Origin of the sequence: Reella acinonychis (assembly GCF_052384575.1) — a bacterium.
In the GTDB taxonomy this organism is placed as follows: domain Bacteria; phylum Pseudomonadota; class Gammaproteobacteria; order Enterobacterales; family Pasteurellaceae; genus JBQSUQ01.
Genome location: NZ_JBQSUQ010000012.1, coordinates 16662 through 40030, shown reverse-complemented (window position 1 = coordinate 40030; position 23369 = coordinate 16662). Strand labels below are relative to the sequence as shown.

Genomic DNA, 23369 nt, shown 5'->3' with positions numbered 1-23369 from the left:
GGTCTTATAGGGCGGAAACCTTCCCAGCGAATTCTCGGCACACAGAAATTCTGACTTTGGCTGCTTTCTTCCGAACCTGACCGAGTAAACCAGACACCATTGCGAGAGACCGAGAAGGTTTCCATTGAACTAAGCCAACGGCTTAGGCTGTGCATTATGCTATAAAGCAATCTTGATTGCAAATATTTATTTGGCAAGTCAAAAACAAGACATAAGCAACAAAAAAGTGCGGTGAAAATCTTTACTCTTTTTCACCGCACTTTTTACTGTTATCAACTAAGAACTAGAATAATAAATAAATTAATAATACCCAAGCAATACTCAGAATTGGACCTAATAAGCCGATAACAACCCCACCTAAACGGAATTCTGCTTGTTTGACTAATCCCGTACTAAATGCAATCGCATTTGGTGGAGTTGATACAGGTAAGAATAAAGCACAAGAAGCACTTAAACCGATCACAAGAGGTAATATAACTGGATTGACATCCGTACTATTTACCATTGCTAATAAGGATACCCCCATAGGAATAAGAATTGTCGTCGCTGCAGTGTTACTCATAAAGTTCGATAAAATCACAGTGATAAAACCGAAGATAAATAACAACATCATAAAGCTCACTTGAACATTGCTTAATTGTTCAACGAAATGCGCAGCAATACGCTGTTCTTCAATCGCCAATCCTAACGCCAAGCCACCAGCAACTAACATTAAAGTATCCCATGGCAATTGACGTATGTCTTTGGCATCTAAAATACCAAACATAGTTAAGCACACAATTGGAATTCCTGATGCTGCCGCAACGGGAATACCAATTAATTTAGAAGTCAACCAACAGAACAAGGTAACCGCTAAAATAACAATAACGATTAATTTATCAAAATTTTCTTGGACTGTTGGTATTTTTGTATTGGTTTCATTTAAAAAGCTAAAGTCGAGATTTTGTTCTTTATTGACTTGATATTTGATGACTAATACACGCCAAAAAACAAAAAGTAACACAAGAGCAAGTGGCGTCCCCACCATCATCCATTCTAAAAATGAAATTGGATGACCTAATTTATCTAACGCCCCCACCGCAATAGCATTAGGTGCTGAACCAATGATCGTCCCCATTCCCCCAACGGAAGCTGCAGCAGGAATTCCTAATAAGAGTGCTTTAGATAATTTAGATTCACTGTCTAATCGGGTGAATAATGGACTGATAGTTGCGATCATCATTGCAGTTGTTGCCGTATTACTCATTAACATCGACATGACTGCGGTTAATAACATTAGCCCCCATAATACATTCACCGGCTTTTGCCCAAATTTTGGCAACACAGATTTCAATAATAGCAAGTCCAATTGCGTTTTTTTCATCGCTTCCGCTAAGAAAAAACCACCTAAAAACAACCAGATAACACTATCTGACCAAGTCTGTAAATATTGAATTGCATCATGAGCCTCACTTTTCCCCATGACAAGAACAAGGAAACCCACAATTAAAATACTGACTGAGAACGCTGGAATTGCTTCGGTTACCCACAAAGAAATTGCTAGAAATAATAAGAAAAGAACGTAATTCTGAATAGATGTGAAAGATGAATCAGAAAGCAGAACTGTCATTGAGACAGCGAAGATCACAGAAAAAATAAAAAATAATGCATTACGACCAATAATGCGGCTTTTTCCTTGATAGAGCTGTTGTATGATTTTCATAAATACCTCAAATTAATTTTAATAATTATATTCTAATAGAAAATAGGTAGGTAATCTCTGATCAAGGTCACAAATTGACAACATTGCTCCAAATTTAGCAATAAAAAAGGGACTTTCGTCCCTTTTTTAAACTTATTTGAAGTTATATTTTAAAATCCAGCTTGTTTTTCCAATTGCTCAACTAATGCATCATCTAAATGTAATGCCTCAGCGAGTTGTGAAAGGAAAACAATTTCTTTACGAGAAAGTTCTTTACATACCACTCTTGCCGCTAAATAAACTTGGCTCGCTAATGCCATATCACGACCAACAATTTGGGCAATTTCTTCAACAGAAATTGGGCGTTGGATTTCATTAATTAACCACTGTTGTAATTCTGGGTTATCACCACTTTCACGCTCAATTAAAGCTTGTTCCTGCTCATCTAAATCACCATCAGATAAAGCAGCAGCGATCATAGTACGTAAAATCACCATGCTTTTTTCATTCGTTGCTGTTGATGGCATTGAATCAAAATCACTTTCAGTTAATTGGCTAGCTGACATTTGGCTTTTTTGATAATTTTGGTATGCTTGATAAGCTAAATTACCTAATACCGCTAAAGAGCCTAATTTCGTTAAACCTGCACCACCATTACGGCCAAGCACCATTGATAGAATACCCGCTAAAGCGGCACCACCACCCATTTTATTAATCATATCTGATGGGGTTTCACTCGGTCTTCTTACATTTTCAGCTGATTGTTTTGCTGTACTTAATACCACACCTAAAATGTCATTAACATTCATATTGTTACCTTATTGGTTTGTTGAAATACATTGCTTAGACAAAATATAAAAGAAAATGTTCCCAATGAGAAAATAAATTAATGAAAAATTGACCGCACTTTTTTATGCGGCCAATTAAGTTACTCTGCTAATTCTGTTTGCTCATGAGACATCAGCTCTTGCCCTACATTATCAAGCAAGCCTAAATAGCGTTCATATTGTTTTAACACATCGGCGATTAACTCATTTTTTGACATATATTGAACATCATAGCCTGTTCGTCCATCAAAGAAATAAGTAATTGGCTCATAAGTCACCGCATGTTGAATATGAGGTAGATTATCGTCATTAATCAACTGATCTGACACCTCTTTCGCGACAGATTTAATACCATATATAAAATCTCTCATTGATTCTTTCTTAATGTGAATTTCTACTGCGGGCTCATTATCAAATAACTCAATAACTTCCACATTTAAATTATGCACATCAATCAATTCTTGGCGTAATTCTCTCATAGCAGGCAAAGCTTTACGTTTCAAGAATTTTAAAATATCTTTTTCTTGCGTTTGGTTTAACATTTGACCTAAACGCTCTTTCCAAGAATCGCCAGTCCAGAAAATACTGGTTGGTGTCACTTTTGCTTCAAAATATTGGCTATCCGCTTTTGCGCCTTTCCATAAACTCACACACATCACCAGCATTAGCATGGCAAAAGGCAAAGCAACAATTAATGTCATGGTTTGTAAGGTTGCTAATCCACCTGTTTTGATTAATGTAATAGCAACTGCTGACATTAAACAGCCCCACATCACCGCTTGCCATTTTGGTGAAACCAAACTTTTATCACGAGAAGCGATATTGTTTAATACATAAATGCCTGAATCCGCAGAAGTGATGAAAAACAAGGAAATAATCACCAATGCAACTACACTTGTCAGCGTTGATAATGGGAAATAGTCTAAGAAACGGAATAATAACATTTCTGGCGATGAAGTAAGCTGACTTAACGCACCATTAGCAATGTTATCATCTAACCAAATCGCTGAATTACCAAAAACAGTAAACCATAAAATACAGAAAAGACTTGGAATGGCTAATACACCAAAAATAAATTCACGAATTGTACGTCCACGAGAAATACGCGCGATAAAAAGCCCTACAAATGGAGCCCAAGAACACCACCAAGCCCAATAAAGTACGGTCCAACCAGTGAACCAGCCCGTATGTTCACTATCATAAACATAGGTTTTAAAACTAAAAGAAATAATATTACTTAAATATGTGCCTAAGTTATCACTAAAAGAAGACAATAAATAAAGTGTAGGACCCGCAATCAACACAAATAACATTAATGTGAAAGCTAATCCTAAGTTAATTTCACTGAGTAATTTAACGCCTTTGCCCACGCCAGAAATAGCAGAAAAAACCGCTAATCCCATGACAATAACAATAATACCAGTTTGAATAGCAAAATTACTTTCTGATAATAAACCTATTTGCACTAAACCTGCACTTAATTGCGCCGCGCCAAAACCGAGTGTTGTAATAATACCGAAAAGTGTTGCTATTAAAGCAACAATATCAATTAAATCCCCTAATTTGCCATTGATACGATCTTTCAATAAAGGATAAAAACAAGAACGCAGCGCTAAAGGCAATTTATAACGGAAACCGAAATAAGCTAAAGCGAGGGCAATAACTGCATAAACTGCCCAAGCATGAATTCCCCAGTGAAAAACGGTATGTAATAAGGCTTGTTGCTGTTGCTGACCAGCAGAACCAACAGTAATATCTGAAGAATAATGAGTGAGTGGCTCGGCAACACCGAAGAACATCAAGCCAACCCCCATACCAGCAGCAAATAACATTGCTAACCAAGAAAGAAACGAAAATTCAGGTTCTTCTTCATTGCTACCTAATTTAATAGCACCAAAGCGGCTGACAGATAAAACAATTAAAAATCCGAGGAAAATAGAAAAAGATAAAATATAGAACCAACTAAAATGGTCAAAAATACCTTGTTTAGCCCAGTTTAATCCTGACTGCATAGCATCTGGTGCAACAAGGGTAAAAGCGACTAATAAAATAACAAGAAATAATGTCGTGGAAATAACGAAAGGGTTAAAAGATGATTTTAAAGAGGATTTATGAAACAAAACGATATTTTCTCCTAAAAAAATTAATAATCCAGAATATTATATCAGAAAATCCATTTTCTCACAAATCAGCCCTATTTAGAGACACTTACAAGCTATCCAACATTGTCTTTTGCCAAAAGAAAATGGCAGTTCTCAAATTAGTATAAAAGTTTCATATAGAAAGATCCTATTTCACTCAAAATAAGGTAGAATTGCGCCCAACGTTGATTTCTTTCGTATTGAGGTCCCCATGAGTATATTAAACAGTCTATTTGGTATATTTGTACTCTTATTGATCGCATTTTTGCTATCCAATAATAAAAAAGCGATTAATTACCGCACCGTATTAGGCGCATTTGCCATCCAAATTGGTATTGGCGCACTAATTCTTTACTTTCCTGTCGGGCGAGATGCCTTAATGTCCGCGTCATCAGCAATGAACAAAATTATTGATTTCAGTAGCGAAGGCATTAAATTCTTATTCGGCGGTTTAGTCAGCCCGAAAATGTTTGAAGTTTTTGGTGATGGTGGTTTTGTCTTTGCCTTTCGTGTACTGCCGCCAATCATTTTCTTCTCAGCATTCATTTCTGTGCTTTACTACCTCGGCATTATGCAATTTGTGATTAAAATTTTAGGTGGCGGATTACAAAAAATCCTAAAAACCTCTAAAGCAGAATCAACATCTGCTGCAGCAAATATTTTTGTGGGTCAAACTGAAGCTCCGCTTTTAGTTAAACCATTTATCAATAATATGACACAATCCGAATTATTTGCTGTAATGACGGGGGGATTAGCCTCAGTTGCTGGTTCTGTATTAGTAGGATACGCCAATATGGGTGTGCCACTCCCCTATTTAATCGCAGCTTCATTCATGGCAGCTCCGGGCGGTTTATTATTCGCAAAACTACTCTGCCCACAAACAGAAAAAGTGCAAGATAACATTACCATTACGGATGAAGAAAAACCGGCAAATATTATTGAAGCAGCGGCTGGTGGTGCAATATCTGGCATTCAATTAGTGTTAAATATTGGTGCGATCCTACTTGCCTTTGTTGCCTTGATCGCCATGTTGAACTGGGGAATTGGTAGTATTGCGAGTTTATTCGGTTATACCGACGTGACGATGCAATCCTTATTAGGTTATGCCTTCAAGCCATTAGCTTGGGCAATTGGTGTACCTTGGGAAGAAGCACACATTTCAGGTTCGATGATTGGGCAAAAAATTGTGTTAAATGAATTTGTTGCTTACGCAGACTTCAGTAAATATCTGACTGCCGATGCGCCAGTACAACTCAGTGCGAAAACCGTCGCCATTATTTCCTTTGCATTATGTGGCTTTGCAAATCTCGGTTCCATTGCAGTATTAATTGGTGGCTTAGGTGGCATGGCACCAAATCGCCGCAGTGATATCGCTCGTTTAGGTATTAGAGCGGTGATTGCAGGTTCTATGTCTAACTTAATGAGCGGCGCCATTGCAGGATTATTTATTGGTATTGGTGGCGCAATTTAATCAACGTAAATGCAAACAAAAAGTGCGGTGAAAAACACCGCACTTTTTTCTAGGCTCTCACCGAATATACTTTAAATTTATTATTTTGTGCTAATACTTGATGACTACCGAAATAGCGATCTAATAAATCAGGATAAGGCAAAAAGCTATTAGCAACAATACGCAGTTCTCCGCCCGAATTTAAATACCATTTGGCTTGCTCAATTAAATTCGTTACCGCTTGATAAGCGGTATCAATGCCATCATGGAATGGTGGATTAGAAATGATCAAATCAAATTTATTTTGCACATCCAGTTCAGAAAAAACGTCGCTGGCAAGCACCTTGCCCTCCAACTTATTTTGACGTAACGTTTCTTGTGCAGAAGCGACTGCCATAGCGTGAATGTCAGTCATTGTCAATGTTACCTTTGGATATTTATGCTTAATCATTGCGCCAATGACACCCGCTCCACAGCCAAGATCGAGCACTTTACCTCTTATTTGGCGATCCAAAGTAGTTAATAATAATGCTGTTCCGCCATCAAGTTCATCAGCACTAAACACCCCCGGCAAACTATATATGCTCAATGGTTGTAATTGAGGATGGGAATAGGTTTTCCAATAATCTTGCAAGTCAAAGTGCGGTTTATTTTTCAGACAAAAATGGTACAAGCCGCAACGACGAGCGCTGTCTATTTTCGCGATATCACCAAAAGGCGCCAACATTTTTTCCACTGAACGCACACCGCAGCGATTTTCGCCCACAATCAACATTTCCTGATTTTCACTTGCATTTGCTAACAATTGCATTAATTGGAATTGCACTTCCTGTTTGTTTTTTGTCCAATAAAAAACGATCATATCTGCTTGTGAATCACAAAGTACGGAAAAATCCACCGCACTTTGCGTTCTCGCATAATCAAAATACCAAGACCAAATTTTAACAGATTGTGCATTTAATGCTGGTTTGAAAGGAAAATCATCTCTGACCCCACCAGCAAATAGCACTTTTTTCTGCTCAAAAAAGGATAAATGACGTTCAAGCACTTGGCTTTCTGCAGAAATCATACAATGTCCCATAACAAAAAATAAAGAATTGGCGAGCATTATAGCTTTCAATCACAAAATAACCAATACACCATCTGTAACGGCTATTTACGAAATGAAAAATCCCCTTTACAATAGCTTTTCATCTCAATTAACAAAGGGCAAATCAGTGAATAGACGCGATCTTTTATTGCAAGAAATGGGCATTAAACAATGGCAATTGCGCCGTCCAGAAGCGTTAAAAGGCGTGGTGAATATTTCTGTTGCTGACAATATCAAACTCATCATTGTTGCTGAACAAACGCTGTCTGTGCAAGAACCTTTTATTCAAGATGTGCTACGCAGCATTGCTATTAATGTAAAGGATTGCCTGTTAATTGATTTTAGCCAAGTGGATCATTTGCAAACAACAACACCTGTACACTATTGGTTACTCTCTCAAAATCAACAAAAAATAGACCGCACTTTATCGCACTTTAGCCAAGTAACGAGTCTATGGCAAAGCCCTGATTTACCATTGTTAAAACAAAATGGAAAAGAAAAACGTCATCTGTGGCAACAAATTCAAACCGCCTTTCATTCAGAGGAATAATTATGACCGACTTAATTGCCATGGGAAAAGCTGCTAAACAAGCGGCATTTATCCTGTCCCAATTATCACAACAAGAAAAAAATCACGCATTATTGTGCATTGCAGAACAATTAGAACAACAAAAGGATCCTATTCTCGCAGCCAATGCAAAAGATATTGAAGCAGCCAAACAAAATGGACTGAGCGAAGCAATTATTGATCGCTTGTTATTGACGGAAGAACGCCTCAAAGGCATTGCTAATGATGTTCGTCATGTGGTTTCTTTGGCAGATCCTGTGGGAAAAATCATTGATGGCGGTGTATTAGACAGCGGTTTAAAATTGGAGCGAATTCGTGTTCCGCTTGGTGTTGTTGGCACTATTTATGAGGCGCGCCCAAATGTGACTATTGATGTAGCAAGCCTATGCTTAAAAACAGGAAACGCAGTTATTTTACGCGGAGGAAAAGAAACCCAACATTCAAACCAAATTTTAGTGGATGTCGTGCAAAATGCGTTACAACAATCTGGCTTACCAAAAGCGGCAGTTCAAGCTATTACAGATCCCAATCGTGATTTGGTGATGCAATTACTCAAATTGGATCGCTATGTTGATATGATAATTCCTCGCGGTGGAGCTGGATTGCATGAATTATGCAAACAACATTCCACTATTCCTGTGATTGTTGGTGGCATTGGCGTTTGCCACACCTTTGTTGAACAAAGTGCGGATCAAAATAAGGCACTTTCTGTAATTGAAAATGCGAAAACACAACGTCCAAGCACCTGTAATACTTTAGAAACCCTCTTGGTGCAAGGTAGCATAGCCGAGGAATTTTTACCTAAATTAGCACAGCATTTGCAATCAAAAGACGTAAAATTTCATGCAGATCACACCGCACTTTCTATTCTTGAAAAAGCCGGTGCCAATGTGGTTCCAGTAAAAGACCAAGAGATGCGCCAAGAATGGTTAAGTAAAGATTTAAATGTGGTTGTGGTAGAAGATTTAGTTGCAGCAATTGAGCATATTCGTGAATACGGCAGCCAACATTCTGAGGCAATCCTAACGGAATCGCAAAAATTAGCACAACAATTTGTGGCTCAGGTTGATGCTGCGGCAGTTTATGTTAATGCTAGCACTAGATTTACCGATGGTGCACAATTTGGCTTAGGTGCAGAAGTTGCAGTAAGTACGCAAAAGCTGCATGCAAGAGGTCCAATGGGGTTAGAAGCACTCACTACTTATAAATGGGTGGCGGTTGGCGATTACACTTCTCGTTCATAACATATCCGTAACATAAAAAAGGTGCATAATCATGCACCTTTTTTTGTTAAAAATCATCTAAAATGGTTAATGCATCGGACAGCTTCTTCACTGTAAAAACTTGCATATTTGGTACCGCACTTTTTGGCTTATTAGCAAAAGGCACAATAGCTCGCTTAAAGCCATGTTTAGCTGCTTCGTGAATTCGCTCTTGTCCACTTGTCACTGGGCGAATTTCGCCAGCCAATCCTACTTCACCAAAAACAACCAAATCCTGTGGCAAAGGGCGATTTTTGAAACTGGAAATTAAGGCTAGTAATAAGGCTAAATCCGCGCTAGTTTCCGTCACTTTGACACCACCAACCACATTCACAAACACATCCTGATCAGACATTTGCAAACCACCATGACGATGTAACACCGCCAATAATAATGCTAAACGGTTTTGTTCTAATCCCACTGCAACACGTCGAGGATTCCCTAACATCGAGTGGTCAACCAAGGCTTGAATTTCAACCAATAAAGGTCTTGTACCTTCCCAAAGTACCATCACTGAACTTCCGGGCATTTGCTCTTCGCTACGGGTTAAAAAGATCGCTGATGGATTCTTCACTTCGCGTAAACCTTGCTCCGTCATAGCAAAAACGCCCAATTCATTCACCGCACCAAAACGATTTTTATGGCTACGCAAGGTACGAAAACGAGAATCCGATTCCCCTTCTAATAACAAAGAAGCATCAATGGCGTGCTCTAACACTTTTGGACCAGCAAGTGTTCCATCTTTAGTGACATGCCCTACCATAATAATGGCAACCTGTCGGGTTTTAGCATAACGGGTTAGAAAAGAAGCACATTCACGCACCTGTGCCACTGAGCCAGGAGAAGATTGAATATCTGCCAAATGCATCACTTGAATGGAATCAATCACCATAATTTGCGGTTTCAATTGATCCGCCAATTGACAAATTTGCTCAACGGAGGTTTCAGAAAGCATTTGTAAACGATCCGTCGGCAATCCTAAGCGATTGGCGCGCATTGCCACCTGTTGCAAACTTTCCTCACCTGTCACATAAAGTGCGGTCAAATTTTTCGCTAAACCACACATCATTTGCAATAATAATGTTGATTTTCCCGCGCCCGGATGACCACCAATTAAAATGGCCGAGCCTGGTACAATGCCACCACCTAACACACGATCCAATTCATTAAATCCACTGGAAAATCTTGGTGTTTCTTGCAAACTAATTTCGGCTAAGGTTTGTACTTTAGCCTGCGTATCTCCTGCATATCCACTAAAGCGATCATTTTTAACCGCTGACTTAGCCGATACTAATCGCACTTCACTAATGGTATTCCAAGCTTTACAAGCGGAGCATTGCCCTTGCCAACGGGAAAACTCAGCTCCACAATCATTACAAACATAAGCTGTTTTTGGCGCTTTTGCCATTTACTTCACCGTTAATTTCATTAAGTTAATCATACGTTTAACATATTGTGGTTGCACTAATAGCTCAACTAATTTTTTCATCGCTAAGGTATTATCTTTTGTTTCACTATGTAAACGAATAATGTCACGAATATGTTCAAATAAATATTGATGATCTTCCCAAAGATCTGCTAATAGACTTTCGTCCAGATGGACGCCATCGTCAATTTGTTCTTGCCATGCAGCTTGCAGCAATTTTCCATTCTCTAAATAATGGTGGTACAAGTTGAAAAAAGCACCAACACGTTCAACCGTTTTCATAAAATCCTGTGCAAAAAACGCACCACCAAAACACATAGTCTCTTCAATTAATTGCTGTTCATGAACTAAAAGTGCGGTTAAAACTTGGCGAGAATTCACCGCACTTTGTTCTGTTTTTAGAAAATCGCGCCATTTTTCAATCCAATCAATTAAGCTTGGCACGCCACCTTTTGCTAATTGATAACCGCGCTGTGCTTTGCTCGCACTACTCAAACGCACACCATTCATTAAGCCTAAATTTGCCACAAAGGTCAGTAAATCTTGTACTTCACCATTTTTTAGTTCAAATTCTAATTCACAAATCGGTGAAACCTGACCATTCGCCATAATTTCGCCACGATCCAAGGCAATTTCAATTTCCGTATGCTGACCACATTCAATTAACCAACTATCACGCTCAAAATCGGTACTAAAAATAGGTTGTAAGGTTAAATTTTGAGGAAAATCGAACTCTTTCAGTGCCAATAATTTCTCTATATCAGGTTGGTTTGACGTTAAAGGCATATTGTATTCTGGACGAACATGTAACCCACCCGTCACATTGCCATCAGTTTTTAAGGTCATTTCAAACTGTTGATTTTCAGAACGAACACGCAACCCCATTTTATGACGGGCAAAATGACGATCAGCACTATCATAATAAGTGTTGCCTAAACTAGAATGTTGCTGTTTTAGAATGTGGAAATCAGTCAATAATTGGGGGATATTTTCAGCAAACTCATTGCTAATGGCTAATTTTAGCTCAATTTCATTCGACATTATTATTTCCTTTATAATCAATCTTCTACTTCATTCTAGCATAGAAGTGCGGTGAAAAATCTTGCAATATTATAAATCTTTTTGATTTAAATCGTGAGTTTTTCACTTACATATTGTAATATGCTCGCAATTTATCTTAAATCACTTGGAGTTCCTTATGGCAATCAACAATATTTTAGGATTATTTGCGCATTCGCCTTTAAAGCCTCTGCAGCAACATTCAGATACGGTTACTGAAGCTTGTAGTTTGTTAGTTCCTTTCTTTGAAGCGACATTTGCAAATAACTGGCAGGAAGCAGAGGAATTACGCTTACGCATTTCTGAAACAGAACGCCGAGCAGACACGTTAAAACGTGAAATTCGTCTAAAATTACCCCGCGGTTTATTCTTACCTATCGATCGAACTGATTTATTAGAATTAGTTACCCAACAAGACAAGCTCGCTAACTACGCCAAAGATATTGCAGGCAGAATGGTGGGACGCAACCTTGGTATTCCTTCTGAATTACAAGAAAATTTCATGTCATTCTTATGTCGTAGCCTTGACGCAACTGTACAAGCCCATCGCGTTATTGATGAAATGGATCAATTACTAGAAACCGGCTTTAGAGGACGTGAATTGCATTTTGTGAATAACATGATCACCGAATTAGATACAATTGAAGACGATACGGATCAAATGCAAATTAAATTACGTTTAATGCTACGTGAAATTGAAGATCGTTATAATCCAATCGATGTGATGTTCCTATACAAAATTTTTGAATGGATTGGTGTGTTGGCCGATCAAGCCCAGCGTGTAGGATCTCGTATTGAATTAATGTTAGCGCGTTCTTAATCTTTGGCAAAAGATAAGACCTCCCAAAGCTTGTAACCAATAGGAAACAACGATGGAATTATTAAATAACTATGGCACAATTTTAATTATTATTACTGCAGCCTTCGCCTTCTTTATGGCATTTGGTGTGGGTGCAAATGACGTATCAAATGCAATGGGTACTTCTGTTGGTTCAGGTACCATTACAGCAAAACAAGCAATTATTATCGCATTAATCTTTGAAGCTTCCGGTGCTTATTTAGCCGGTGGAGAAGTAACCGAAACTATTAAAAGTGGTATCATTGATGCTTCTGATTTTATCGCACATCCTGACACTCTCGTGTTAGGTATGATGTCAGCGCTCTTTGCTTCTGGATCTTGGCTTCTCATCGCTTCCCGCTGGGGATGGCCAGTGTCCACCACCCATTCAATTATTGGTGCTATCATTGGTTTTGCTTGCGTTACCGCAGGCGTTGCAGCAGTAAAATGGGGCGTGATTGGTGGCATTGTCGGTAGCTGGTTTATTACCCCAGTTATTGCTGGTGTGCTCGCATATGGTATCTTTTTCATTATTCAAAAACTCATTTTTGATACAGAAAACCCATTGCGTAACGCACAAAAATTCGGTCCTTACTTTATGGGCTTAACCGTTTTTATTCTCATCATCGTTACCGTATCTAAAGGATTGAAACACGTTGGACTTAACCTATCTAAAGGCGAAACCGTATTAATTTCCTTAGCTTTAAGTTCCATTTCCGTTGTAATCAGTTACTTCTACTTCCGCAGCAGAAACTTCATCAAAAAAGCACGCAAAGGGGTATTTGGTGGCGTTGAACGCGTATTTAGTATTCTCATGTTAATGACCGCTTGTGCAATGGCATTTGCTCATGGTTCCAATGACGTTGCAAATGCTATCGGACCTCTTGCTGCTGTTGTTAGTATTATCGAAAGTGGTGGCGATATTATGGCGAAAAATCCATTAGCTTGGTGGATTCTGCCATTAGGTGCCGCAGGGATTGCTGCAGGTTTGATCATTATGGGGTACAAAGTAATGGCGACCATTGGTACGGGCATTACAGATTTAACGCCAAGTCGCGGATTTGCCGCCCAATTTGCCACAGCCACAACCGTTGTGGTCGCGTCTGGTACAGGATTGCCTATTTCAACAACACAAACCTTAGTGGGTGCAGTACTTGGTATCGGTTTAGCACGCGGTATTGCTGCGTTGAATCTAACTGTAATTCGTAATATTATTGCCTCATGGATTGTTACTTTACCAGCTGGTGCATTCTTCGCGATTATCATTTACTATGCGTTAAATGCAATCTTCCGCTAAATTTAATAAAAGTGCGGTAAAAAATACCGCACTTTTTCTTCTCATAACTCATAGGATGACATAATGCAGAAAAGATTAACCTTTCTTTTGTCTATTTTATTATTAGGTACAGGTATTCAAGCAGCTCAAGCAGAAACACAATATGTAACAGAAAACTTACACACTTTTTTACGTAAAGGTGCAGGCGATAATTTTAAAATTGCAGGTTCTATCCAAGCAGGCGAAGAAGTGACTGTGCTAAATCGCCAAGATCGTTACTCACTCATTCGTGACAGTAAACATCGTGAAGCTTGGATCTTAAATTCTGAATTATCTTCTACCCCAAGCAGTAAAAATGAAAATCCAAAATTAAAAGCGCAAGTGCAAGACTTAACCCTAAAACTGAGCAAAATTGATGCGGATTGGCAACAAAGAACGGTAGAAATGCAACGTCGCGCGAAAGATAGCGATCAACGTAGCAGCCAACTATTAGAAGAAAATGCCCAATTAAAACGCGAATTAGAAATCACAAAAAATAAAAATCGTGATTTAGAGGCCTTACTCGATGCGGGCAAACGTGAAATTGCAATTCAATGGTTTATTTATGGCGGATCTGTTTTAGGCGTAGGCTTACTATTAGGCTTAATTATTCCACTCATCATGCCAAAACGTCGTCGTAGAGATGGCTGGGTATAAAGAGCCCATCGCCATGCAAATTTACCTTGTGGGTGGTGCCGTTCGAGATCAATTACTCGGTTTGCCAATAACAGATCGTGATTGGCTTGTAGTTGGTGCCACACCACAACAACTCCTTTCTCAAGGTTACATTCAAGTCGGCAAAGACTTCCCTGTTTTTCTTCATCCAGACAGTAAAGAAGAATATGCTTTAGCACGCACAGAACGCAAATCAGGTGCGGGTTATACTGGGTTTATTTGCGACTTTTCACCTGATATTCGTTTAGAACAAGATCTACAACGTCGTGATTTAACCATCAATGCCATCGCTCAAGATATGCAAGGCAATTACCATGATCCCTATGCTGGCATGGAAGATTTAAAACAAGGCATTTTACGCCATGTTTCTCCCGCTTTTGCTGAAGATCCTTTACGCGTGTTGCGTGTCGCTCGCTTTGCTGCGCGATTTCATCACTTAGGTTTTCGCGTTGCCGAAGAAACCCTTGAATTGATGCAACAACTCAGTCAACAAGGAGAGCTTGATTATCTCACGCCTGAACGTGTCTGGCTGGAAACAGAAAAAGCGCTTAATGAAAAAGATCCTCAAATTTATTTTGAAATATTAAGGCAAGCGGGGGCGTTAAAGGTCCTTTTCCCTGAACTCGACGCATTATATGGTGTGCCTAATCCTGTTCAACATCATCCGGAAGTCGATAGTTTTATACACACGATGTTGGTATTGCAACAAGCCAAACAACTCAGTGCATCAGAAGATATCAATAAAAGTGCGGTTTGTTTTGCCACAGTTTGCCACGATTTAGGCAAAGCGCTGACGGATAAATCTATTTTGCCTCATCATTATGGCCATGAAGAAAGAGGAATTCAGCCGACAAGACAACTTTGCCGTCGTTTTAATGTGCCGACTTATTACAAAGAACTTGCCGAACTAAGCTGCAAATATCATACCCATGTTCACAAAGCCTTTGAGTTACGCGCCGAAACCATTATGAAATTATTTAATCAGTTTGATATCTGGCGTAAACCGCAACGTTTCTTAGAATTTCTCACTGTATGCATGGCAGATACAAGGGGAAGAACGGGATTTGAACAACGCAATTACCCACAGAAAGACTATTTATTAGCTTGCTACCACCAGGCTAAACAAGTCGATGTGCAACAAGTAATCAATGATGGCTTTCAAAAGCAAGCTATTCGAGATGAATTAAATAGACGTCGCACAATGGCGATTAAAGCAAAACAACCTGAATTACGTGCTCAATTTTCAGCGTTGCTTAACTAAAACGGCAAAAAATGACACCGCACTTTACTAAGTCAGCATAAATTCGTAGAATACAGACTTGTTATTTTTAACTCAATGATATTATGAAATCGCCTCAATTTCTGCCAGTTTTGCTGTCCGCATTTGTTATGGCAGCCTGTACTAATTTAGATATTAGTGAACATCGTCCACAAGACGTAAAAACCATTGAAAAATCCGATCTCCGTTGGCAACAACATTTAGCTCAACTCAAAAAAATCAACACCTATCAAGCACAAGGTCAACTAGGTTACATCAGCGCAAAAGAACGTTTTTCAAGCCGCTTTGAATGGCAATATTATGCCGCCAATAATTATACCCTTAAACTCTACTCCACCATCAGTTCTACTAGTCTTGTGCTGCAAATGCACAATGCCGGCATGACAATTTCTGATAATAAAGGCAATAAACGTTCAGAAGCAGATGCCAAATATTTATTAAAAGAAATCATTGGAATGGAAGTGCCATTAGAGCATTTAGCAACTTGGTTAAAAGGTCAACCTGATGAACAGGCACAATACCAAGTGGGTGAGAATCATTACTTAGCGAATTTTAGCTATCCAGTAGAAGGGACAATGTGGACTGCAGATTATCTGGTTTATCATCAAACGCAACAACCCGCGTTACCAAAAGATATTTTGTTGAAAAATAATGCCCAAACCTTAAAAATTCGGGTCGATAATTGGAAATATTAATGAAAACTTATCGATTTTCCACCGCACTTTCAGATATAAATGCCCTCAAGCAAGGGAACGAAATTCGTTTCCCTTGTCCTGCCAAGCTCAATTTATTCTTATATATCAATGGCAAACGTGCTGATGGCTACCACGAATTACAAACTCTATTTCAATTTTTAGATTATGGCGATTGGTTAAGCATTAGCTTAAGAGAAGATAATCAAATTCATCTTAGCCCAGACATTCCTCATCTAAAAAAAGAAGACAATCTCATTTACCGCGCAGCGAAACTGCTGCAACAAGAAACAGGTTGCCAGTTAGGCGCCAATATACATTTAGATAAAATTCTGCCTATGGGCGGTGGTGTTGGTGGCGGTTCATCGAATGCCGCAACCACATTGTTAGCGTTGAATTATTTGTGGAAGACCAACCTGTCTTTACCACAGTTAGCCTCATTAGGTATTCAACTTGGGGCTGATGTACCTATATTTATTGACGGACGAGCTGCCGTTGCAGAAGGTGTAGGTGAAAAAATCCTGCCTTGTTATCCTGATGAAAAATGGTATGTGGTATTAAAACCGGATGTATCTATCTCGACAGCCAAGGTGTTCCAAGATCCAAATTTAACACGTGACACACCGAAAAAAGAGATGGCAACGCTATTAGCCGAGCCATACGTAAACGATTGCGAAAAAGTTGTAAGAAATCATTATTCAGAGGTTGAAGAATTACTCTGTTGGTTGTTAAAATATGCCCCTGCAAGATTAACGGGAACAGGTGCTTGTGTTTTTGCAGAATTTAGCTCTGAACAACAAGCGCAAGCTGTTTTTGCACAGAAACCAACGCATTTTACTGGTTTTGTTGCCCAAGGATGCAATATTTCGCCATTACATATATTGCTTAATCAACTTGAACAGCAAGCTTAATTATTTCCTTATATTGTAACTATAAACCCCGAGGTTCACTAAAAATGCCTGACATAAAACTCTTTGCTGGTAATGCCACACCAGAACTTGCTAAACGAATTTCTGAACGTCTTTATACATCATTAGGCGATGCAACAGTAGGTCGTTTTAGCGATGGAGAAATTCAAGTACAAATCAATGAAAATGTACGTGGTAGTGATGTATTTATCATTCAATCTACTTGTGCACCAACAAACGATAACCTAATGGAATTAATCGTAATGGTTGATGCATTACGTCGTGCTTCTGCAGGTCGTATTACTGCGGTTATTCCTTATTTTGGTTATGCTCGACAAGATCGTCGCGTGCGTTCTGCTCGTGTACCAATCACAGCAAAAGTTGTGGCTGATTTCCTTTCTAGCGTAGGTGTTGACCGCGTACTTACTTGTGACTTACATGCCGAGCAAATTCAAGGTTTCTTCGATGTGCCAGTGGATAACGTATTTGGTTCCCCTGTTTTATTAGATGATATTTTGAAAAAAACAGATTTAGTTAACCCAATCGTTGTTTCTCCTGATATTGGTGGTGTTGTACGTGCTCGTGCTGTTGCAAAATTATTAAACGACGCAGATATGGCAATCATCGACAAACGTCGTCCAAAAGCGAACGTTTCGCAAGTAATGCATATTATTGGTGATGTTGCTGGTCGTGATTGTATTCTTGTTGATGATATGATCGACACAGGCGGTACCTTAATGAAAGCAGCAGAAGCATTAAAAGAACGTGGTGCAAAACGCGTATTCGCTTATGCAACCCACGCAGTGTTCTCAGGTACTGCTGCACAAAACCTCGCAAGCTCAGCCTTAGATGAAATTGTTGTTACAGATACCATTCCATTAAGTGCAGAAATTAAAGCATTAGGTAAAGTTCGTGTATTAACTTTATCAGGCATGTTATCAGAAGCGATTCGTCGTATTAGCAACGAAGAATCTATTTCTGCGATGTTCAACAATTAAGTTTACGTTACGTCCAAAAGCTGCCCTCTGGCAGCTTTTATTTTATCCCCTCCTACCACTGAAAAAATACTGCAATTTCCCCTGAAAAAGCATAGAATATGGAACAAGTTTGCACTGTAAACAAATTACTGATAAAGTGCGGTGTGTTTTAGGCTAATTTTCATATTAAGGAAGAAAAATGAACCAGGAATATTTAGATTTCGAACTTCCGATCGCTGAATTAGAAGCAAAAATTGAATCATTACGCTCAGTATCTGGTGATGATGAGAGTATCAATCTTGATGATGAAATCAAACGCTTACAAAAGAAAAGTGAGGAATTGACGCAAAAGACTTTTGCTAACTTAGATGCGTGGCAAATTTCTCGTATGGCTCGTCATCCAAACCGCCCTTATACTCTTGATTATATTCAGCATATTTTCACTGATTTTGAAGAATTGGCTGGTGATCGTGCATTTGCAGATGACAAAGCAATTATCGGTGGTATTGCGCGTTTAGATGGCAAACCTGTGATGGTTATTGGTCATCAGAAAGGTCGCTCAACCAAAGAAAAAGTAATGCGTAATTTCGGTATGCCAGCACCTGAAGGCTATCGTAAAGCTTTACGTTTAATGCAATTAGCTGAACGCTTTAAATTACCTATTATTACGTTCATTGACACTCCTGGAGCTTATCCAGGTGTTGGTGCAGAGGAACGAGGACAAGCAGAGGCAATCGCACGTAATTTACGCGAAATGTCAACGCTAACAGTACCTGTTATCTGTACGGTGATTGGTGAAGGTGGTTCTGGCGGTGCGTTGGCTATCGGCGTTGGCGATAAAGTGAACATGCTACAATATAGCACCTATTCTGTAATTTCACCTGAAGGCTGTGCGTCTATTTTATGGAAAAGTGCAGACAAAGCTTCTACCGCTGCAGAAGTGATGGGGTTAACGGCAAATCGTTTAAAAGAGTTAGAATTAATTGACAATGTCGTGCCTGAACCATTAGGTGGAGCTCATCGCAATTATGCGGAAATGGCGCAAAATTTAAAAGATCGCATTAAACAAGATTTAGAGGATCTCAATGCACTGTCGTCGGATGATTTACTAGATCGCCGTTACCAGCGATTAATGTCTTACGGTTATTGTTAATGATTAAAAAGTGCGGTGAAATTAACCGCACTTTTATGCTATATCAAATTTAAAGGATTAGATATGAAAAATGTACTTTCCATTCAATCACATGTTGTCTTTGGCTATGCAGGGAATAAATCTGCCACCTTCCCTATGCAGCTAAATGGTATTGATGTATGGGCATTAAATACAGTGCAATTCTCCAACCATACCCAATATGGAAAATGGACAGGCATGGTTATCCCAAAAGAACAAATTGGTGAAATTGTTCGCGGTATTGATGAAATTGGCGAATTAAGCAAATGCGACGCTGTTGTATCAGGCTACATTGGCTCGGCTGAACAAGTGGAAGAAATAATTAAAGTCGCACAAAAAGTTAAAGCTGTTAATCCTAATGCATTATATTTATGTGATCCAGTTATGGGCAACGCAGAAAAAGGTTGCGTAGTGGCTGGTGGTGTGCGTGAAGGATTAATTGATATCGCCATGCCACAAGCAGATATTATTACCCCAAATTTACTGGAATTACGCGAGCTTAGTGGCTTGCCTGTTGAAAATATCGATCAGGCCATTGTTGCAGTACAACATTTATTAACTAAAGGCCCTAAAATTGTTATCGTGAAACATTTAGGATCCGCAGGACGTGACGAAGATAAATTTGAAATGTTAATGGCAACATCTGAAGGTGTATGGAGCCTTCGCCGCCCATTATATCCATTTGCTAAACATCCTGTAGGTGTGGGCGATTTAACTGCAGGATTATTCCTTGCTAATATGTTAAATGGTCAATCCGAATTAGACGCTTTTGAGCGTATGGGAAATGCTGTTCATGACGTGATGGCAATCACTTATCAGAAAAATTCTTATGAATTACAATTAATTGAGGCCCGCCATGTAATTATGAATCCAGTTTCAAATTATAAAGCGGAAAAAATTGCTTAATTAATTCTTATATTCGGGGCAGAAATTGCCCCACTATTTTAAATGCTAGCCCATATTTTTCAACATCAACTCAAACACTCAGCTTATTTAATTGCATTTAGCGGCGGTTTAGATTCCACTGCGCTACTTTCTTTATTAGCAAAATCCCGTCAAAATCAACCGCACTTACAATTAAGAGCGATTCATGTTCATCATGGTTTGAACCTTAAGGCAGATGATTGGGCAATGCATTGCGCACAAATTTGCCAACAATTTAATATTCCATTAATCATTAAAAAAGTGCAAATCAAACAAACGAGCAATATTGAGCAAGCCGCCCGAGAAGCTCGTTATCAAGCTATTTCGGAAGAACGAATGGCACATGAAGTCGTGGTTACTGCACATCATCTACAAGATCAAGCTGAAACTTTTTTTCTAGCATTAAAACGAGGCAGTGGCCTTAAAGGGTTAGGGGCGATGCAAGCTGAAAGCCGCTTAAACGATATGCCTATTTATCGTCCATTACTTAATATTAGCAGAAGTGAATTAGAAAAATATGTGACTGATGAAGGTTTAAGCTGGGTTGAAGATGACAGTAATGAAAACAATCGCTACGATCGCAATTTTTTGCGTAACCAAATTTTACCTCAATTGCGCGAACGCTGGAATTATTTTGATCAAGCAGTCGTGCGTAGCGCACAACATTGTTATGAACAACAACAATTAATTAATGAACTTTTAGCAGAAGAATTTGCACAAAACTTCGATAAAATTCACCGCACTTTTTCGCTCCAATATTTTGCTCAATACAGTAAAACCAAACAAAATGCTTTATTAAGAATGTGGTTTGAGCAACAAAATCAAGCGATGCCAAGCGCCAAACAATTAGAAAAAATCATTGCTGATGTCGCATTTGCAAGAGCTGATGCCAATCCTCAATTTCAATTGGCTGATAAAGTTGTGCGTCGCTATCAGCAGAAACTCTATCTCACACCACAATTCATCAATCTGCAGGATTACTGTATTCCTCTAAAAATAGGTCAACAAATTACATTACCTGACAACTTAGGATTACTCAGTTTGCAGCAAAACAGCGAGGAACTAATTTTTTGTTGGCAAAATGAACAACAAATTAAGCAGACAGTTTTAGCCAATACAAATCAGCCCATTAAGGTGAAATTTGCCTATTCAGGTACAGTTTGCATAAAGTCCAATGATCTGCATCGCGATATCAAAAAAATCTGGCAACAACATCAAGTACCAATTTGGCAACGTAACCGTATTCCATTGATTTTTTATGCTGATGAGTTAAAAGCTGCAATTGGCTATTTTGTTAATTACTAGCCTAGACTAACAAGGATAAACAATGATTAAAGAAAAAGTGCGGTGAAATTTCCGCACTTTTTTGTTACTTAATCATCAACCAAATCGGCAAAACAATCAAAAAAAGCACCGCACTTAAGATCACTACGGTTTTGAATTGCCAATGCTGAGTTTTATGATGGAAATGTTGCATACCTAAATGAACGCCCACAAAACCGCCCATAAAGCAGAATGAAAAGAAAATAGATTCTGCAATACGCCATTCTTTATTTTGCGCGCGTTGCTTATCTACTCGCATTAAAAAATAAGCGGCGATATTCATCGCCGCAAAATAAATAACAATAAACCAAAGCATCAATTAAGCTGCGTAAACTGGTAAGCGTTTGCAGATTTCTAATACTTTCACTTTCGTTGCTTCAATAACTGCTTCTTCTTCTGGTTTACCTAGGACGTCTAAGATATCACACATCCAGCCTGCAAGCTCTGCTGCATCTTTCTCATTGAAACCACGACGTGTGATTGATGGCGTACCAACTCGAATACCTGAAGTCACAAATGGTTTTTGTGGATCATTCGGCACTGAGTTTTTATTTACAGTGATATTTGCACGACCTAAAGCAGCATCTGCAGCTTTACCTGTTAAGCCCTGTTTAATGAAGCTCACAAGGAATAAATGGTTTTCTGTACCGTTTGAAACAACATCATAACCACGTTGTTTAAACACTTCCACCATTGCTTTCGCATTTTTAAGTACATTTTGTTGGTAAACTTTATATTCAGGTTCTAAAGCTTCTTTAAAGCATACCGCTTTCGCTGCCATAATATGCACTAATGGACCACCTTGACCTGCTGGGAATACTGCAGATTGTAATTTTTTATAGATTTCTTCATCACCACAAGCAGATAAAATCAAACCACCACGTGGACCACCTAAGGTTTTATGTGTTGTTGTGGTAACAATATGTGCGTGAGGAAGTGGATTTGGATATACACCGGCTGCAATTAAGCCTGCCACATGTGCCATATCAACGAATAAATAAGCACCGACTTCATCTGCGATTTCACGCATTTTTGCCCAATCAACAACTTGAGAATAAGCAGAGAAACCTGCAACGATCATTTTAGGTTTAGATTCTAATGCTTTTTGACGCACATCTTCATAATCGATCAAACCATCAGCGGTAATACCATATAAAACTGAATTATAGATTTTTCCTGAGAAACTTACTTTAGCACCATGAGTTAAATGACCACCATGCGCTAAGTCCATCCCTAAAATCGTATCACCTGGATTAATCAACGCCATATAAACCGCCGCATTTGCTTGTGAGCCAGAGTGCGGTTGAACGTTAGCATAATCTGCACCAAATAATTCTTTTGCACGATCAATAGCAAGTTGCTCAACGATATCAGCATATTCACAACCGCCGTAGTAGCGTTTACCTGGATAACCTTCTGCATATTTATTGGTAAATTGAGATCCTTGCGCTTCCATGACTCGTGGGCTCGCATAGTTTTCAGATGCAATTAACTCAATGTGTTCTTCTTGACGACGATTTTCATCTTGAATAGCTTGCCATAAAACCGGATCATAATCAGCGATAGTCATACTTTTGTTAAACATAAAGGTCTCCTTCTCCTAAAGTCAAATATATGGGGTTGTAAAACGTTTGCGTGCGGTATTTTACCTCAATTCAAGATAAAAACGCAGTAAATTTTTTACTCTATTTTTTCATTTTAATGATGAATTCTATTCATCAAATAAAACGGCTCTTATCCATTAAGATAAAAGCCATTTCAGT

At 38.8% G+C, this 23369-nt stretch carries 21 protein-coding genes and 1 other RNA gene; 13 read left to right on the top strand and 9 right to left on the bottom strand.

Annotated elements, in window-relative coordinates; translation table 11 throughout:
• Nucleotides 1-17 precede the first annotated feature (17 nt).
• From ffs to ACT2CV_RS06010, 4 genes are all read right to left on the bottom strand, one after another.
• Nucleotides 18-116, bottom strand: an RNA gene (gene ffs / locus ACT2CV_RS06025) — signal recognition particle sRNA small type.
• A 167-nt stretch (nucleotides 117-283) separates the two neighbouring features.
• Complete coding sequence (locus tag ACT2CV_RS06020; RefSeq protein WP_464974051.1) at nucleotides 284-1702, bottom strand: SLC13 family permease; 1419 nt, start codon at nucleotides 1700-1702, stop codon at nucleotides 284-286.
• 149 nt (nucleotides 1703-1851) lie between these two features.
• Nucleotides 1852-2490 carry a tellurite resistance TerB family protein gene (locus ACT2CV_RS06015; protein ID WP_464972227.1) on the bottom strand — a complete coding sequence of 213 codons (639 nt, stop codon included), beginning with the start codon at nucleotides 2488-2490 and terminating at the stop codon, nucleotides 1852-1854.
• Between the two features lie 119 nt (nucleotides 2491-2609).
• Nucleotides 2610-4628, bottom strand: a complete 2019-nt coding sequence (locus ACT2CV_RS06010; protein WP_464972226.1) for a BCCT family transporter — start codon at nucleotides 4626-4628, stop codon at nucleotides 2610-2612.
• 232 nt (nucleotides 4629-4860) lie between these two features.
• Between ACT2CV_RS06010 and ACT2CV_RS06005 the strand changes: the two genes are divergently transcribed.
• The gene (locus ACT2CV_RS06005) at nucleotides 4861-6120 is read left to right on the top strand and encodes a NupC/NupG family nucleoside CNT transporter (RefSeq protein WP_464972225.1); all 1260 of its coding nucleotides are present in this window, start codon (nucleotides 4861-4863) and stop codon (nucleotides 6118-6120) included.
• Nucleotides 6121-6169: 49 nt separating this feature from the next.
• Here ACT2CV_RS06005 and rsmC read toward each other — a convergent pair whose 3' ends face one another.
• Nucleotides 6170-7168 carry a 16S rRNA (guanine(1207)-N(2))-methyltransferase RsmC gene (gene rsmC / locus ACT2CV_RS06000; RefSeq protein ID WP_464972224.1) on the bottom strand — a complete coding sequence of 333 codons (999 nt, stop codon included), beginning with the start codon at nucleotides 7166-7168 and terminating at the stop codon, nucleotides 6170-6172.
• 148 nt (nucleotides 7169-7316) lie between these two features.
• Here rsmC and ACT2CV_RS05995 point away from each other — a divergent pair, with 148 nt between their 5' ends.
• Together ACT2CV_RS05995 and proA are read left to right on the top strand one after the other, a co-directional pair.
• On the top strand, nucleotides 7317-7739 hold the full coding sequence (locus ACT2CV_RS05995; RefSeq protein ID WP_464973996.1) for a DNA polymerase III subunit psi: 423 nt from the start codon (nucleotides 7317-7319) through the stop codon (nucleotides 7737-7739).
• Between the two features lie 2 nt (nucleotides 7740-7741).
• Entirely contained in the window at nucleotides 7742-9001 is a 1260-nt protein-coding gene (proA, locus tag ACT2CV_RS05990) for a glutamate-5-semialdehyde dehydrogenase (protein WP_464972223.1), read from the top strand.
• Nucleotides 9002-9047: 46 nt separating this feature from the next.
• On the opposite strand, the gene radA is transcribed toward proA, so the two are convergent.
• Nucleotides 9048-10427: a DNA repair protein RadA gene (gene radA, locus ACT2CV_RS05985; protein WP_464972222.1), complete on the bottom strand. Its 1380-nt coding sequence runs from the start codon at nucleotides 10425-10427 to the stop codon at nucleotides 9048-9050.
• On the bottom strand, nucleotides 10428-11486 hold the full coding sequence (locus tag ACT2CV_RS05980) for a CYTH domain-containing protein (protein WP_464972221.1): 1059 nt from the start codon (nucleotides 11484-11486) through the stop codon (nucleotides 10428-10430).
• A gap of 157 nt (nucleotides 11487-11643) precedes the next feature.
• Between ACT2CV_RS05980 and ACT2CV_RS05975 the strand changes: the two genes are divergently transcribed.
• The 10 genes from ACT2CV_RS05975 (at nucleotide 11644) to tilS (ending at nucleotide 21588) form a co-directional block, all read left to right on the top strand.
• Entirely contained in the window at nucleotides 11644-12324 is a 681-nt protein-coding gene (locus tag ACT2CV_RS05975) for a TIGR00153 family protein (RefSeq protein WP_464972220.1), read from the top strand.
• Nucleotides 12325-12376: 52 nt separating this feature from the next.
• The gene (locus ACT2CV_RS05970; RefSeq protein ID WP_464972219.1) at nucleotides 12377-13639 is read left to right on the top strand and encodes an inorganic phosphate transporter; all 1263 of its coding nucleotides are present in this window, start codon (nucleotides 12377-12379) and stop codon (nucleotides 13637-13639) included.
• A 63-nt stretch (nucleotides 13640-13702) separates the two neighbouring features.
• Nucleotides 13703-14314, top strand: a complete 612-nt coding sequence (locus ACT2CV_RS05965) for a TIGR04211 family SH3 domain-containing protein (protein ID WP_464972218.1) — start codon at nucleotides 13703-13705, stop codon at nucleotides 14312-14314.
• A 13-nt stretch (nucleotides 14315-14327) separates the two neighbouring features.
• Nucleotides 14328-15593 (top strand): multifunctional CCA addition/repair protein, encoded by a 1266-nt coding sequence (locus tag ACT2CV_RS05960; RefSeq protein ID WP_464972217.1) that lies wholly within the window; start codon nucleotides 14328-14330, stop codon nucleotides 15591-15593.
• An 83-nt stretch (nucleotides 15594-15676) separates the two neighbouring features.
• Nucleotides 15677-16306: a lipoprotein insertase outer membrane protein LolB gene (gene lolB, locus ACT2CV_RS05955; protein ID WP_464972216.1), complete on the top strand. Its 630-nt coding sequence runs from the start codon at nucleotides 15677-15679 to the stop codon at nucleotides 16304-16306.
• The gene (gene ispE / locus ACT2CV_RS05950) at nucleotides 16306-17214 is read left to right on the top strand and encodes a 4-(cytidine 5'-diphospho)-2-C-methyl-D-erythritol kinase (RefSeq protein WP_464972215.1); all 909 of its coding nucleotides are present in this window, start codon (nucleotides 16306-16308) and stop codon (nucleotides 17212-17214) included. Before lolB ends, ispE begins: the two co-directional genes overlap by 1 nt.
• A gap of 44 nt (nucleotides 17215-17258) precedes the next feature.
• The gene (locus ACT2CV_RS05945; RefSeq protein ID WP_464972214.1) at nucleotides 17259-18209 is read left to right on the top strand and encodes a ribose-phosphate pyrophosphokinase; all 951 of its coding nucleotides are present in this window, start codon (nucleotides 17259-17261) and stop codon (nucleotides 18207-18209) included.
• Between the two features lie 178 nt (nucleotides 18210-18387).
• Complete coding sequence (accA, locus tag ACT2CV_RS05940; RefSeq protein ID WP_464972213.1) at nucleotides 18388-19341, top strand: acetyl-CoA carboxylase carboxyl transferase subunit alpha; 954 nt, start codon at nucleotides 18388-18390, stop codon at nucleotides 19339-19341.
• Between the two features lie 63 nt (nucleotides 19342-19404).
• Nucleotides 19405-20265 carry a pyridoxal kinase PdxY gene (gene pdxY / locus ACT2CV_RS05935; RefSeq protein ID WP_464972212.1) on the top strand — a complete coding sequence of 287 codons (861 nt, stop codon included), beginning with the start codon at nucleotides 19405-19407 and terminating at the stop codon, nucleotides 20263-20265.
• Nucleotides 20266-20307: 42 nt separating this feature from the next.
• Nucleotides 20308-21588, top strand: coding sequence for a tRNA lysidine(34) synthetase TilS (tilS, locus tag ACT2CV_RS05930; protein WP_464972211.1), 1281 nt, complete (start codon nucleotides 20308-20310; stop codon nucleotides 21586-21588).
• Nucleotides 21589-21652: 64 nt separating this feature from the next.
• Here tilS and ACT2CV_RS05925 read toward each other — a convergent pair whose 3' ends face one another.
• Nucleotides 21653-21922, bottom strand: coding sequence for a DUF1294 domain-containing protein (locus ACT2CV_RS05925; protein ID WP_464973995.1), 270 nt, complete (start codon nucleotides 21920-21922; stop codon nucleotides 21653-21655).
• A gap of 3 nt (nucleotides 21923-21925) precedes the next feature.
• Nucleotides 21926-23191, bottom strand: a complete 1266-nt coding sequence (gene glyA, locus ACT2CV_RS05920; protein WP_464972210.1) for a serine hydroxymethyltransferase — start codon at nucleotides 23189-23191, stop codon at nucleotides 21926-21928.
• Between the last annotated feature and the right edge of the window lie 178 nt (nucleotides 23192-23369).